Below are 14245 nucleotides of genomic sequence, written 5' to 3' on the forward strand. Positions count from 1 at the left end.
TGACAGCAGGATCTCCCGCTCGGTACTATCCCGACCCATGACCGCAATAGGAAGCTCGCCGCACATGCCCCAGTCGTCCCGCGGCCAGATCGTCACGATCGAATTCTGGCCTATCGATATCCCGATTACCGACCCATTTGTCGTCGCAACCGGTGCCCGCGTCGTCGCTGAAAATATCTTTGTCCGCCTCACCCTGCACGACGGGACACAGGGCTATGGAGAATCCGCCCCCTTCCCGGAGGTCGGCGGCGAAACTCGCGACTCCTGTCTGGCCACTCTCCGCCAGCTCGCCCCACTATTGATCGGCGCATCGCCCGGGCACTATGCCCGGCTCGCCGCTGAGATGGCACAGACCGCGCCGGCTCATCCGGCCGCCCGATGCGGGCTTGAGACGGCGATGATCGATGCGTACTGTCAATCGACGCAGGTTTCCATGTGGCAACTCTGGGGCGGGCACGATGTCCGCCCGCGAGAGACCGACATCACCATTCCCATCTCCACCCTTAAAAAGTCTGTGGCCTTAGCCCGCGGCTGGTATGCCCAAGGCTTTCGCCTCTTCAAAATGAAAGTGGGCAACGATGTGGACCAGGATATCCGGCGACTGGAAGCCGTGCATCGCGCGCTGCCCGGCATTGCGTTTATCGGCGATGGAAATCAGGGGTTCTCTCGCGAGGAATGCCTGGCATTTGCCAGAGGCGTGCAACGATTCGGCGGAACGATGGTCCTCCTCGAACAGCCGGTCGTGCGGGACGATCTCGACAGTATGACGGCCATTCGTCGGGACACCGGCATCCCCGTGGCCGCCGATGAGTCGGTTCGCTCACTGGCGGACGCCCGCGACGTGATCGCGCGGAATGCGGCGGACTACATCAATATCAAAATCATGAAGACCGGCGTGGTCGAAGCGGTCGCCATTGCAGAAACGACGCTCGCCGCCGGATTGAAACTGATGGTGGGAGGAATGGTTGAAACCCGCCTCGCGATGGGCTGCTCGTTCAGCCTCGTCCTGGGGATGAAAGGGTTTGATATCCTGGACCTCGATACGCCGTTACTCTTAGCCACTGACCCTGTCCAAGGGGGCTATGGCTATCGGGGTGCTCACCTTGAGCCCTGGGTAGGTCCAGGACTCGCCCTTACGACTCAACCAAACCGCGCAAACCACGAACTCGAAACCGTCCAGTAATCACCTCTATTGCGAACTCATCCCTACCGACTGATTCATATGGGTCACCGTTCGCTGCCCGCCACCGGAAGATGAAGAGCTCGAGGTGGATCCCGCCGACGAGTCCCCTCCCGCCCCTCCCCCGTCACCACTCTGCGACCCCGCAGAACTTCCCGTCCCCGGCAAGGATCCCGCACCGCTCCCGCCTGCCCCGGAGGACGCTGCCGGTGCCGACACAAGAGATTTGTCCACCGTCATGTGTCCATCCTGATACTGCGTCAACACAAGCGACGTCGATCCATCCACCTGCTCCTTCGCATAGGCATAGGCCTGATAGGCGATCCCATCGGTTCCTCCAAGAAATCGCATTTCGACTGAATAGAATTTCAACGGAGGAATGGGATTGAAGCCGATCGCCCGCAGATCGCCGGCGAAGGATCCGCTCTGAGCCTGGTGAAGCTGCTGCAACCGATGGATCTCAGCGATCGCGACTTCCGCTTCCACCGATTGCGCTTTCTTGGTGAAATGTCGGTAGGACAGGAGCGCCACCGACGCAAGGATCCCCACGATGGTGACGACCAGCATCAACTCGATGAGCGTGAAACCCTTCCGGGATAAGTGCGTCGCCTTCATCGATCAGCGGGCCCGCGTAAACGAGAACTCGCCAAGAACCTTTTCAAGGGACGCAGCCGCCTGCTGCGCCGTTTGAAGGGACTCCGGATTCTCCAGTTGGTTCGATGCCAGCGCCGCGCGAATCACTGCCGTCTGGCGATGCATATCTCCAAATGCCTGGTCGATCTTGGCCATCGCCTGGTTGGCCGTCGATGCCAGCTCATCCAAACGATCGGACGGCCTGAACTGTACGCGCCAACTCAGATTCCCCTTCGCCCATTCCTGCATGCTCCGATCTAGCTGAACCAGTGGGCCGGCCACCCGCCGGGTCAGGATCAGACTGAAAATGACCGCCCCAAGAAACAGAACCGGTACGGCCACCGACACGGTTTCGCTAAGCAGCAGCATCTCGCTGGCGGCGGCCTGACGCTCTGCGAGTGAACCACCGCTATAGAGGGTCATCATCGGACCAAGATGCGGTCCATAAAAGGCCAGCGTAAAAAACAAGGCGGAATACAAGAAAAGAATGACGCCAATCCAGGCGGCATATCCCTTTTGCACGCGATGCAGAAAAAAACCTTTCCGACGCTCCGGCGGGGACGATACGATCAATGTCGTGGCAGGCATAGCCCCTCCTTCAAACGGCGACAGCGATACGCGCCTGGAGTCCAGGCGCGTATCGGAAGGCTATCACCAGTATGCAGCCTCACCAAGTAAATCAGCTGTTTGAGTGGAGGGAAGACAACCCTGATATCGGCCCGAAGGATCACGCGCCCGGGGGAGAGAGGTCCGGCTCATGACAGCGTTTACAAAAGAGCAGCTGGCCGATCTGGCGCGTCCGTCCCTCCTGCGTGAGCACCCAGGGACGAGAGAAGAACGGCGGGTGATGGCGCACGTGCTGTCCATGGCCACAGGCCAGGTCAGCAACCCAGTCGCTATACTCGTCCAGGTGATACCCGACGATCGGTTGGTTCATGGTCCTACATCCTGCAGCACGTTCGTCACCAGCTATTCCAATTCGCCCGTGAGTGTCGGTTATCGCTTCTCAAACGGACGCTCCGGACGTACAGCGGCCGATACAAACCCCCAATGCTCTTCAGCATCTTCGTCAAAACTTCCGACGAAAATGACGTCTCTATCGAGGTGCCTGAACTCCGCGAGTGTCAGGCTGCACTGGCGAATATCGATCACACGGGCATCGAATTGTCCGACAACATAGATCTGGGCCTTGGCCGTGACATACACATTGCGGCGGCTCGTGTATCCGGTATCGGGGAAGAGGTCTACCGTTTGCGCACAGCCACCCGCACGCTCAATCGACATGGCCAGGTTATGCCGTGACAGAAACGGATCCGTGGCCACCCGCACGATGGTCAGCCGAAGCCCAGTCCCCGGAATCTCGGTCGAGGCCGGCTCAGGCACACCGCTGTTACATCCGCTCAACACACCAATCGCAGCGACGAGCAGACACCGTCGCAGGAGCCTCATTACTTCGCCGCCGGAATCTTTGGAGCAGCGCCAATGGCATCCAAGCCCGCTTCGGCGCACGCATCGTCAAGGTGGGCACCGGGCGCACCGCCGACACCGATCGCACCAATTACTTCTCCGCTGATCTCAATCGGCAACCCTCCGCCCAGCATCAAAATCTGCTCATTCATATCCCGCAATCCTTGCAGCGTCGGGGTCCGGCTCATGAGTTCGGCTAATTCACTCGTCGCACGACGCAAACTCGCCGCAGTGTACGCCTTCTTTCGACTGCTATCGATGGTATGCGGGCCAGCGCCATCCGCCCGTCCCATCGTCCGCAATAGACCCGCGCGATCAACGACCGACACGCTGACGCGATAGCCGTCTTTCTTACAGGCATCGATCGCCGCTTGTGCCGCCCGTTGAGCGAGGCTCAAGGATAAGACCGATTCCTTCGGCAACTCCTGAGCGACTGCACTCGCGGCGCCGAACATCAAACTCCCAACCAGAACAGCGCGCTGCAGCAACACTTTATCCATTAGGCACTCCTTTATGTGCAGGCAATGAACGCAAGCGAGAGTCAACCCGGAGAGTAGTAAGGCGACCGAAGACTGTCAAGTCCGCATCACAAGACAGGAGGGCCTCGAACCTTCAACGGAGATCTCTCACGAAAGCGATTGGAAGAAGATACTGCCGAGGACGAAAAAAGAAGAGCGGAGAACGCGCACGCCTACATCCAGACTACGCGTTCCTGGTTGAGAAGATAGTCGATCACTTCGATACTCTCACGCATCTGGGTTTGCGCCTTATCAGACATGGGAAGGACGGCACCGACGAGCTTTCCCGACTCCATGTCTTCCAGAGAAGGGATTCCGTCACCGGATCTGGTATCGACGTCTTGTCGGAAACTGGCCAATGAAAACCTCCTGGTGCATCCTTATCGGCCCCGCCCCCGGTTTCCTTGAGAGGAGTGCACGCCGGAAAGCAAAACCGTAGAGAAAGCATACCACACGGTTTCGATCTGTCATGGCGACGGATCAACGCGTGATGTTTCAACGACTTTAGCGAGTAGAAGAGAGTTTCTGCACTGGAGGAAGAGCACCGAGAAACGGAAACTGCCCTTTATTGAGCGCCCCACTATCTGCGCGAAGCCTGAAATCGTCTCGCTCGGCATCGACGAAGCGAGGATCCCCCACCACATCCGAGGCCTGCCTCAAATCAGGCGCGGGGGTATTCGGAGATCCCGCTCGCATATAGTCGCCTTCACTGTTAAACAGGGCATTAAACGAGGTCGTGACCCGGCTGGACGGGGCAACCAGAAAACCGATCTTATTCAGGCCAATGATATTCCCTGACGCATCGCTCTGGGACGCACCGAGAAAGGCCACTCCGCCACCGTTCTTCACAAGAGTGTTGCCGACCAGCGAGGCCTTCGCCTTGTCATTCACCACAACGGCTTCAAATAAACTGCGCAGGATGAGGTTCCGTTCCAACCGTACATCCGACTTGCCGGCAACATTGACCCCGTGATCGTTATCATGGATCACATTGCCGACTAACAGAGCCTGTGAATCGGAAAACTGCACCCCCGTCGTCTCGCTGCCGCCGATCACACAATCTTCGATACGCACGGCCTCCACTTGCTGCCCAAAGAGCATCCCCTTCACATGAAGGTTGCGCAATGTGATGCCCTTGCCGTTAAAAATACCGAGTGCGTGACCGCCATGTTCATTGATCGTCAACCCGCTGATTTCAATATCCGTAGCTCCGTACGGCCACTTTCCCACGTGCAATACACCCACAAGATCTTCGCGGCCCAACATCGTGACCTTGTCCACGCCGGCCCCGATCAGCTTAATTTTTTCCTTGCTATGGATCGTGAGATCTTGAGGATAGGCGCCGGGTTTCAAAAAGACCGTGTCGCCTTTCCTGGCCGCATCCACGGCCTCTTGAATCGACGTGAAGTCGCCCGTGCCATCGAGGGCGACCGTAATGGTCCGAGGAGCCACCACCGAAGGCTCCTCCGCCCAGGACATCCCGCTCAGCCCTACCAGACAGGCCATGACAAACAACCAATTACGCATGTGCTAGGTATTACAGGCGGGCAAGGCAGCCTGTCAACCGACTTTCTTGTGAGCCCGGCACCCCCGTGATAAGCTCCATCGGCATGATCCTGGTCGGACTCACAGGCGGTATCGCCACAGGCAAAAGCACGGTCGCCGGTATGTTCAAGGAATGCGGCGCCACGGTGATCGATGCCGACGCACTGGCGCGGGAGGTCGTCCAACCAGGCAAACCGGCCTGGCGGGAAATCGTGAGCATCTTCGGCAAGACTGCACTGAACCCTGATCGCACCCTGAATCGCCCGGTCTTGGGCGCGAAAGTCTTTGGACATCCCGCCAAGCTGCGTCGGCTTGAACGAATCATCCATCCCCGGGTCGCGCGCGAGCAAATCAGGCTAACGAAACAAGCGGCCAGAAACGATCCCAAGGCCGTGGTGATCTATGACGTCCCCCTGCTCTTCGAAGCCGGTATCGACACGCGCGTCGACACAACCATCGTCGTGACCGCCGATCGTGAAACCCAGGTCGTCCGCCTCAAGCAGCGCAACGGGCTCTCCCGCGCCGAAGCCCTCCGCCGAATCACCAGTCAAATGCCGCTTGCAGAGAAACGCCGCCGCGCAGACCACACGGTCGACGGCAGACTCCCGCGTCTTCAGCTCAAGCAACAGATCCGGTCACTGTACCAATCACTGCGTGCATCGACTTGATGTCCGCTCCCCATGCATTCCCTTTTCCCACTGTGTTAGATTCCCCCTCCATGCGTGACGTCGTCATCATCGGCTCGGGACCTGCTGGCTTGACCGCCGCGATTTATGCAGCCCGAGCCAATCTGGCACCGCTCCTTATCGAAGGGTGGCAATCCGGCGGTCAGCTCATAACCACGACCGAGGTTGAAAACTATCCCGGCTTTGCCAAAGGCATCATGGGCCCGGAGCTGATGAAGGACATGCGGACACAGGCCGGACGGTTCGGCACCGAATTTCTCACCGCCGATGTCACCGCCGTGAATTTCGCACAGCGGCCGTTCACCCTGACCGTCGATGGGGAGCAAACCATCTACACTCAGACAGTCATCATTGCGACCGGCGCCTCGGCCATTCCGATCGGGCTCAAGAACGAGTCACGGCTCACCGGCCACGGCGTCTCCACCTGCGCGACCTGCGACGGCTTCTTCTCCAAAGGAAAAGAACTCCTCGTCGTCGGCGGGGGCGACAGCGCACTGGAAGAAGCGATCTTCCTCACAAAATTTGCCACGAAAGTCTCCCTCGTCCATCGGCGGGACACGCTGCGCGCCTCAAAGATCATGCAAGACCGGGCGCTGCACAATGAGAAGATCAGTTTTATCTGGAACACCGTTGTCGAAGACATCCTGGGTTCAGAGGTTGTCACCGGCGCACGGCTTAAGAATGTCGTAACCGGGAAAATATCTGAGGTCCCCTGCGCCGGCATCTTTGTCGCCATCGGCCACCGGCCCAACACCTCGCTCTTCGCCGGACAGGTCGACATGGACGAGAAGGGCTATATCCGGACATACCGCGGCACAACGACCAATGTCCCCGGAGTCTTCGCCGCTGGCGACGTGCAGGACTCGACCTATCGCCAAGCCGTCACCGCAGCCGGATCCGGCTGCATGGCCGCCATCGACGCAGAACGATTCCTAGAAAGCCAACACTGATACGGAATCAGCCTACAGTAATCGACCAATATCGACGGCTGAAAGCTGAAGACAGAAAGCTACGAATGCGCTGCGCCATCGTCCATTACCACGAACTTGCCCTCAAAGGCCGTAATCGCGACTACTTTGAAGATCGCTTGGTTCACAATATCCAGTTAGCCCTCAGTGATCTTGGAGTCAGACAGGTTGAAAATCTCCGCAGCCGCATTCGGGTCATCCTTCCGTCAGAAGCCAACTACGAGATCATTCGTCAGCGGCTCTCCCGCGTCTGCGGCATTGCAAACTTCTCACTGGCCGACTCCGTGCCGCTTGATCTGGCCAACCCCAACTTCGAGGCACTCAGCGCCGCGATCATCGAAGAGCTTCGCACGAAGTCCTATTCAACCTTCCGCGTGACGGCGAAACGCGCCGACAAGCGCCTCCCGTTGACATCGACGGACGCGGAACGCATCGTCGGCGCGGCCATCCACGAGCAGACGGGCAAAGCCGTCAGGCTCAAAGATCCCGACATCACCGTCTATTTGGAAATGCTTTCCCGAGACGTCTATTTCTCAGTCGAAAAGATTCCAGGCCCCGGAGGCATGCCGGTCGGCGTCAGCGGCAAGGTCGCCTGCCTCATCTCCGGCGGGATTGATTCGCCCGTAGCCAGCTACCGCATGATCAAGCGCGGCTGCCGCGCCTTGTTCGTCCACTTCTCGGGCCGGCCGCTCGTCAGCCGCGACTCGGAGGATAAGGTTCGCGATCTCGTACAGACGCTCACGGCGTACCTGCACAAATCCCGGCTCTACGTCATTCCCTTCGGAGAAATTCAACGCGAGATCGTCCTGAACACCCCGGCGCCGTTTCGTGTGGTGCTCTATCGCCGCATGATGCTCAGGATTACGGAAGAGCTCGCGAGGAGAGAGCAATGTTGGGGGCTGGTCACCGGAGACAGCTTAGGCCAAGTGGCCTCTCAGACTCCGGAGAATTTGTCGGTCGTCGAAGAAGCAGCAGGTCTGCCGATCCTCCGGCCGCTCATTGGGATGGATAAGTTGGAGATTACGGACGACGCCAAACGCATCGGCACGTACGAGACCTCCATCGAACCGGACCAGGACTGCTGTAAATTATTCACTCCGCCACACCCCAGCACCAAAACACGCCTTGAAGAACTCCTCCACGTCGAACGCGCACTGGATATCCCCCGCTTGGTGAAACAGGGCGTCGAGAAAGCCGAACTGTCGGAATTCATCTTCCCGGCGTAGTCCGTGCCACGATCTTGTCTTTGACGATCCGAAAGTGCGCTTCCAATTCCTGCCGCATAGCTACGGCAATCACCCAATCCGGCACGATCGTCTCAATTTCAACCAGCAACTCAAATTCGGCGCTCGTCTGCCTCCCCCCCTCCGTGGGAATCAAGGTCCAGAGCCGGCGATATTGCTTGAAGTCCCCGCCTTTGAGCTCCGTAAGCAAGCCGCTGCCGGTAAGAACGCGAGACTCGCAGATCAACCGCCGCTCGCCAGGCAGCAAGGAATGTGCGATTCGGATATCCGTATAGGCGGTGCCGTTCTGCTCTCGAAGCTCGGCAATCCGCATGCGGACATCGAACAGGTCCGGCCAGTGAGCGTAGTCCGTCAATACCTGCTGAACGATGCGTGGCTCGGCTGGAAAGTGCACCGTGGCCGTAGCCTTTACCCCGCCCGTCGCCTGCACCGTGACCTCAAGCGAGCCAGCATCACCGGCCCAGCACCACATCGGGCTCGCCACACAGAGGGCGGCAATACAGAAAGCCAGTCGTTGTACCATGGCGCGATTATACCGGCCGACCCCACCGCCCGCGAGCAGGAATCACAATTGACCGGGGTAAATCACTCTATGCTAGGATGCGGCATGTCACGCGCCCACTCACTCCTGATACTTCTATTCCTGCTGGTCGGATTCCAGCTTGTCGAAGCGGAAACCGTCTCCGCGCAGCTGATGCAGGAATCAACCGCCACCACCGAACAGTCCTGTAGTTTCGGCATGGGCAAAGGGGAGCCTGCCCACAGTTGCGCCGTTCCCTTCCCGCCGGGCTGCCGTGTCGCTCAGGCGCCGGGCTCATCCAAACCCTGGACGACCATCTCGACCGGCGGCCGGCTCTTGTGCCGGTTCGACGACAAGCAAACCGACTGGAAGACCAAGATCACCGGCGCGTGCAATCGTTGCCAGTCCGGACAATGCTCCGCCCAGTTCAGCGTCCGCTACGATTGTTCGCCCCAGCAGTGACGGCTATGCCCCTCTCTCGGGCGATCAAACAAGAAGCCCTCGCGCTCGGATTCGACGCCGTCGGGATCACCCGCGTAGACACCCCAGCCTCCCCGCAACCAACGCTTGCCACACGACTGAATCAGTGGCTCCAGCGCGGTTACCACGCCACCATGGCCTGGATAGAGCGGACGCCGGAGAAACGAGCCGATCCGCGTATTGTCTTACCCGGCTGTCATGCCATCATCTGCGTTGGCATGAACTATCTGACGGATGAGCGTGCCGATGAACGGCCCGGCCACGGCCGCATCGCCCGCTATGCCTGGGGACAGGACTATCACGACGTGCTCGGCAAGAAGCTCAAACAGCTGGAAGAAAGAATCGCCGCATTGGCCCCTCAGGCGATCACGAGATCCTATGTTGATACCGGGCCGATCATGGAAAAGGCCTGGGCAGAACAGGCAGGGCTGGGCTGGATCGGGAAGCACTCCAATCTCGTGTCCTCGGACCATGGATCCTGGCTCCTGTTGGGGGAAATTCTCACGACGCTAGAATTGGAGCCGGATGAACCGGCAACGGATCTTTGCGGAAGTTGCACCCTCTGCATTCAGGCCTGTCCCACGCAGGCCATCACCGAACCCTACGTCGTGGATGCCAACCGCTGCCTCTCCTATCTGACGATCGAACATCGCGGGGAAGCCGCCACGATCCCGAACGACCTGCAGCGGCAATTCGGCAATCATATTTTTGGCTGCGACGATTGTCTCGATGTCTGTCCGTTCAATTTACAGGCAGGCTTCACCCGCGAACCAGCCTTTTACCCTTCTCCTCTCACACAAGCCCCTTCCCTGGAGCACCTGGCCCACATGGATGACGCGACGTTCAAATCATCCTTTCAACGCAGTCCGATCCGCAGAGCGAAGCTTGTCGGGCTCCAACGGAATGTGGCGATTGCCCGATCAAACCAGCCGCTCCACGCGCCGTAGGCACAACAGAAGGATCATTCACCCCCCTTTTATTCCGCCAGGTGCAGGAGTAGGCTATCACTAGTCGATCGGTGGTTCGCCAGGAGTCCGACTAAGGAGCTCTCCGAATGAACCCTACGACAATTCTTCTGATTTCACGTGACCCGCAGATACGGCATGCTCTTGAGCAAGTCGTTCCTTCCCATACCACCATACTCGCCGTACCCGATGTGGCCGCAGGGATCAAGGAACTCTCCCGCGAAAACCTCGCACTCGTTTTGTGCGAAGGCAGCCCGGAAGCCAGCCGCCCCCTATTGCACCACACCAACCTGCATCCAAGCTCCCCCTCCGTCATTCTGATTGGATCGCGCGACTCGGCGCGGGATGCCGTCGAAGCCCTGCGGGCCGGCGCGACCGACTATCTAAGCGCACCCATCGCCGTGCCTGAGCTTGATACCGTCGTTCGCCGCGCCTTGTCTGCGCAGAACCCGCCGGCCGCCTCCAAACGGCCGGCGGATCGCTTCGATCTCATCGTCAGCCTGTCCCCGCAAATGCAGCTCATTAAACAACTCGCGCGTGAAGTCGCTGCGACTGACGCGACGGTGCTGATCACGGGAGAAAGCGGCACCGGCAAAGAGCTCGTTGCCCAGGCCATTCACGACGCCAGTCCGCGAGCCCTCGGCCCGCTCATTGCGCTGAATTGCGCCGGCATTCCCGAACAGTTGCTTGAATCGGAACTCTTCGGCTATCACCAAGGCGCCTTCACCGACGCGAAACACACGAAGGCCGGACGCTTCCAACTCGCCGAAGGCGGCACGCTGTTTCTCGACGAAATCGGTGAGATGAGCGCGTCGGCACAAGCCAAGTTACTGCGAGTCCTCGAAGATCATCGCGTCGATCCGCTCGGCGATACGCACAGCCACACGGTCAATATCCGAATTATCGCCGCGACGAACGAAGATCTCCCGGCGCAGATCAAGACCGGGCGCTTCCGCCTCGATCTCTACTACCGGCTGAATGTGTATCAGCTGCGTATCCCACCGCTGCGTGAACGCCTGGAAGACATTGCGCCAATCCTTCAGCACTTCCTGGCGCAGGCGCGCCGCGACCGCGGATGCCGCATCGCCGACATCAGCCCGGAAGCCTTAGCCGTACTCCAGCGGCATCATTGGCCAGGCAACGTGCGAGAACTTCACAATGTGGTCGAATGGCTTACGATTACCTGCAAGGCGCAACACATCGAACCGCAGCACCTCCCGTCCTCGGTCAAGACCGGAAAAGCTCCCGATCTGCCAGGCGGTGAACTCAAGCCGTCGCTGCTCGCCTTCGGCCTGTCGTTTCAAGACATGGAAAAAAAGATGCTGGAGGAAGCCCTCCGCAAATCAGGCGGGAACGTGTCCGAAGCCAGCCGGCTCCTTAAAATCACCCGGAACACCCTGCGTTACCGTATGGCCAAGCACCGCATCCAGTAACCGTCGCTCAACATACCCGCACGGAGCATTTCCCCTTCGCCCGTCCGGACAGAATTTAGCGCACCGATACAATCGTCACGCCGTCGCCCCCTTCGGCTCGATCGCCGGGGCGCGTGGCGGCAACATAGGGAGACTCTTTAAAATAGGCCCGGAGAGAGGCTTTGAGCTTGCCGGTTCCATGTCCATGAATGATGCGCAGAAACGGCGCGCCGTCCAACGTCGCCCGATCCAAGGCGGCAATGACATGATCCAGCGCCTCATCGGCCGCCTGCCCGCGCACATCAACCACTGTCTGCTCGTCAAGACCCAGCCCGCCGCCGGTTGAAAACTTGCGCGGAGTTGCTGCGGATGCGGGCGACCCCGGTGTTGGCACCGCCGCGCCGGAAGCGACGCCAATGAGATTCGCCACCGTGGCCAGCACTTCACCTTCACCCACTTTCACGCGAACACGTTTCTTTCCCTGCGGATCTTCGAGCAGACTGCCGGTCATGCCCAATCCGGCGATTTCCACGAGGGCTCCAATCCGCAGCCGCTCGACGGGAATCGGCTCGCCGGCGGGGATCAATTCCTGTTTCGCCTGAATCTCCAATTCGCTGAGGCGTTGAGACGTCTCCTTGGCCTTGATCAGTTTCTGTTCGCGCTTGAGGGCATCGACCGTGGCCTGCACCTCAGCCCGCGCCCGCTGAAATTGCTCGCCCAGTTTTTTCTTCAATCCCTTGCGCGCATCCAATTCCGCCTCTTCCAAGCGGGCCTGCAACGCCTTCGCTTCAACAGCGGCACATTCGGCTTCGGCCCGCGCCTGTGCCGCCCGCTCCAGATCGTCGGCCAACTGCCGCTGTTTCTGTTGAAGATCGACCATGAGGTCTTCCAACCGCCGGTCATCCTTGGGTAGGCGCTGCCGCGCATCGTCCAAAATTTTTTCATTCATTCCTAAACGACCGGCGATCTCCAACGCCGACGAGCCTCCCGGCACACCGAGAAACAAGCGATAGGTCGGCGCCAAGCGCGTCACATCAAACTCAACGCTGGCATTGGCAAACCCCGGCATCGTCTGGGCCAATTCTTTCAACGGTCCGTAGTGGGTCGTCACCACGACTTTCATGTTCAGCGATGCCAAGTGACACAAGAGCGCTTCGGCCAGCGCCGCCCCCTCCTGCGGATCCGTCGACGTCACCGGTTCGTCGAGCAAGACCAGCGACTGACCGATATCCGCCCCGCTGCTCACCGAGCGAGCCGACTCTGCGAGTAATTGCACCATCTGCGACATGTGGGCCGAAAAACTGGAGAGGTCGCGGCTCAGATCCTGCGCATCCCCGATGTCGGCATAGAGTTCAGGAAAAATCGCCATCTCCGACTCAGGCGCACAGGGGAGATGCAACCCCGCTCGGACCATCAGCGAAAATAATCCGACAATCTTCAGCGTGACGGTCTTGCCGCCGGTATTGGGACCGGAAATGACTAGGACGCGGATGGACTCATCAAGCAGAATATCGTTCGCCACGACGTCATCCTTTGCCAAAACCAACAGCGGATGACGCGCCTGTTTCAGCATGACACGCCCCTGGTCATTCAACATCACGGGATTAGCCATGAGCCGCCGACTGAGGGCCGCCTTCGCCTGTACCGAATCCAGCTCCGCCAACACCTCGACTCCGGCTTGCAATGCGTCCGCCTGTCCGGCAACCAGGAGCGTCAGCTCACGCAAGATTCGCCGCACTTCCCGCTCGATTTCAAGATCGGCAACCTTGATCGAATTATTCAATTCCACCAGTTCGCGCGGTTCGAGAAATACCGTCGCGCCGCTGGCCGACACATCGTGCACAATCCCCGGCATACGCCCGCGCATGTCCGCCTTCACCGGCAACACATAGCGGCCCTCCCGCTGCGCGAAATACGATTCTTGAAGAATGTCCTCATATCGACTGGAGTGCAGAATTCGATCGAGCTGCTCGCGCATACGCTGCTTCAGCTCCTGCGCCGCATGCGTGAGACGGCGCAACTCCGGCGTCGCCGACTCTTTGATCGCACCATCAGGTTGAATCGCGGCATCAAGCGCCTGCGTAATGCGCTGAAGCTCACGCGTCGACTGCAAGCCGGCTGCCAGGGCCACCACCGTCGGAGCCTCGTCGGCATGCCGGACGCAAAAGCGCGCGACCTCGTCCATCCGTGTCAAAACAAGTCCGCAGTCCCGCAGCTCCAGCGCCTCCAGCACACCACCTTTGCTGGCCCGTTGGACGACCTCGCGCGTATCCGGAAACGACAACACCGGGGCCGGATCGCTCCCATCGCTCAACCGCAACCACTCCGTCGTCTCCTGCTGACGCCTCGCCAAGATCTCGAGATCGTTGTCCAGCGCCAGGCCTCGGCAACGGGCAGCCCCCAGCACGGACTGAGCGCCTTCCGCCAAGCGCTCAAGGACCTTGGGCCACTCCAGCGCCTGCGCGGCTTTTTCTGACAGCGAATCCACCATCCCGACCTCACCTTCCAAACAGCAATCGTTCCTGTCGGAACTCTAGCGAAGAGAGATCCGGAGAAGCAACCCGACTTGCCCTGCGCGGCCCCCTTATTTCTACTGAGACTGCGTTTCGAAAAAGCGCCTCAATCAC

General features: G+C 59.5%; 16 protein-coding genes. 7 read left to right on the top strand and 9 right to left on the bottom strand.

From position 1 onward, the window contains the following. The first annotated feature begins 64 nt into the window (after window positions 1-64). Window positions 65-1183: a dipeptide epimerase gene (locus NITLEN_RS01600; protein ID WP_121987828.1), complete on the top strand. Its 1119-nt coding sequence runs from the start codon at window positions 65-67 to the stop codon at window positions 1181-1183. 6 nt (window positions 1184-1189) lie between these two features. Here NITLEN_RS01600 and NITLEN_RS18520 read toward each other — a convergent pair whose 3' ends face one another. The 7 genes from NITLEN_RS18520 to NITLEN_RS01635 form a co-directional block, all read right to left on the bottom strand. After that, window positions 1190-1795, bottom strand: a complete 606-nt coding sequence (locus NITLEN_RS18520; RefSeq protein WP_121987829.1) for a type IV pilin protein — start codon at window positions 1793-1795, stop codon at window positions 1190-1192. A gap of 3 nt (window positions 1796-1798) precedes the next feature. Beyond that, a complete protein-coding gene (locus NITLEN_RS01610) occupies window positions 1799-2401 on the bottom strand; it encodes a methyl-accepting chemotaxis protein (RefSeq protein ID WP_121987830.1) in 603 nt (200 codons plus the stop codon). A 139-nt stretch (window positions 2402-2540) separates the two neighbouring features. After that, window positions 2541-2750: a DUF3565 domain-containing protein gene (locus NITLEN_RS01615; RefSeq protein ID WP_121987831.1), complete on the bottom strand. Its 210-nt coding sequence runs from the start codon at window positions 2748-2750 to the stop codon at window positions 2541-2543. Window positions 2751-2809: 59 nt separating this feature from the next. Beyond that, entirely contained in the window at window positions 2810-3262 is a 453-nt protein-coding gene (locus NITLEN_RS01620) for a hypothetical protein (RefSeq protein ID WP_121987832.1), read from the bottom strand. Continuing rightward, window positions 3262-3780 (bottom strand): GlcG/HbpS family heme-binding protein, encoded by a 519-nt coding sequence (locus tag NITLEN_RS01625; RefSeq protein WP_121987833.1) that lies wholly within the window; start codon window positions 3778-3780, stop codon window positions 3262-3264. The genes NITLEN_RS01620 and NITLEN_RS01625 overlap by 1 nt, the downstream gene beginning before the upstream one ends. A 191-nt stretch (window positions 3781-3971) precedes the next feature. Continuing rightward, window positions 3972-4157, bottom strand: a complete 186-nt coding sequence (locus NITLEN_RS01630; protein WP_121987834.1) for a hypothetical protein — start codon at window positions 4155-4157, stop codon at window positions 3972-3974. Between the two features lie 145 nt (window positions 4158-4302). Beyond that, the gene (locus NITLEN_RS01635; protein WP_121987835.1) at window positions 4303-5325 is read right to left on the bottom strand and encodes a right-handed parallel beta-helix repeat-containing protein; all 1023 of its coding nucleotides are present in this window, start codon (window positions 5323-5325) and stop codon (window positions 4303-4305) included. 65 nt (window positions 5326-5390) lie between these two features. Between NITLEN_RS01635 and coaE the strand changes: the two genes are divergently transcribed. The 3 genes from coaE (at window position 5391) to thiI (ending at window position 8223) form a co-directional block, all read left to right on the top strand. Next, window positions 5391-6011: a dephospho-CoA kinase gene (coaE, locus tag NITLEN_RS01640; RefSeq protein WP_245924360.1), complete on the top strand. Its 621-nt coding sequence runs from the start codon at window positions 5391-5393 to the stop codon at window positions 6009-6011. Window positions 6012-6061: 50 nt separating this feature from the next. After that, window positions 6062-6979 (top strand): thioredoxin-disulfide reductase, encoded by a 918-nt coding sequence (gene trxB, locus NITLEN_RS01645; RefSeq protein WP_121987837.1) that lies wholly within the window; start codon window positions 6062-6064, stop codon window positions 6977-6979. A 65-nt stretch (window positions 6980-7044) separates the two neighbouring features. Then, the gene (gene thiI, locus NITLEN_RS01650; protein ID WP_121987838.1) at window positions 7045-8223 is read left to right on the top strand and encodes a tRNA uracil 4-sulfurtransferase ThiI; all 1179 of its coding nucleotides are present in this window, start codon (window positions 7045-7047) and stop codon (window positions 8221-8223) included. Here thiI and NITLEN_RS01655 read toward each other — a convergent pair. Further along, window positions 8207-8764 (bottom strand): SRPBCC family protein, encoded by a 558-nt coding sequence (locus NITLEN_RS01655; RefSeq protein ID WP_146216065.1) that lies wholly within the window; start codon window positions 8762-8764, stop codon window positions 8207-8209. The genes thiI and NITLEN_RS01655 overlap by 17 nt on opposite strands. 84 nt (window positions 8765-8848) lie before the next feature. Here NITLEN_RS01655 and NITLEN_RS01660 point away from each other — a divergent pair, with 84 nt between their 5' ends. The 3 genes from NITLEN_RS01660 to NITLEN_RS01670 all read left to right on the top strand — a co-directional run bounded on the left by NITLEN_RS01660 (window position 8849) and on the right by NITLEN_RS01670 (window position 11639). Further along, complete coding sequence (locus tag NITLEN_RS01660) at window positions 8849-9223, top strand: hypothetical protein (RefSeq protein WP_121987840.1); 375 nt, start codon at window positions 8849-8851, stop codon at window positions 9221-9223. A gap of 5 nt (window positions 9224-9228) precedes the next feature. Beyond that, window positions 9229-10188, top strand: coding sequence for a tRNA epoxyqueuosine(34) reductase QueG (gene queG / locus NITLEN_RS01665; protein ID WP_121987841.1), 960 nt, complete (start codon window positions 9229-9231; stop codon window positions 10186-10188). Window positions 10189-10295: 107 nt separating this feature from the next. Then, window positions 10296-11639, top strand: a complete 1344-nt coding sequence (locus NITLEN_RS01670; RefSeq protein WP_121987842.1) for a sigma-54-dependent transcriptional regulator — start codon at window positions 10296-10298, stop codon at window positions 11637-11639. A gap of 55 nt (window positions 11640-11694) precedes the next feature. On the opposite strand, the gene NITLEN_RS01675 is transcribed toward NITLEN_RS01670, so the two are convergent. Beyond that, a complete protein-coding gene (locus tag NITLEN_RS01675) occupies window positions 11695-14109 on the bottom strand; it encodes an endonuclease MutS2 (protein WP_121987843.1) in 2415 nt (804 codons plus the stop codon). Between the last annotated feature and the right edge of the window lie 136 nt (window positions 14110-14245).

The organism is Nitrospira lenta (assembly GCF_900403705.1).
GTDB classification, from domain to species: Bacteria; Nitrospirota; Nitrospiria; order Nitrospirales; family Nitrospiraceae; genus Nitrospira_D; species Nitrospira_D lenta.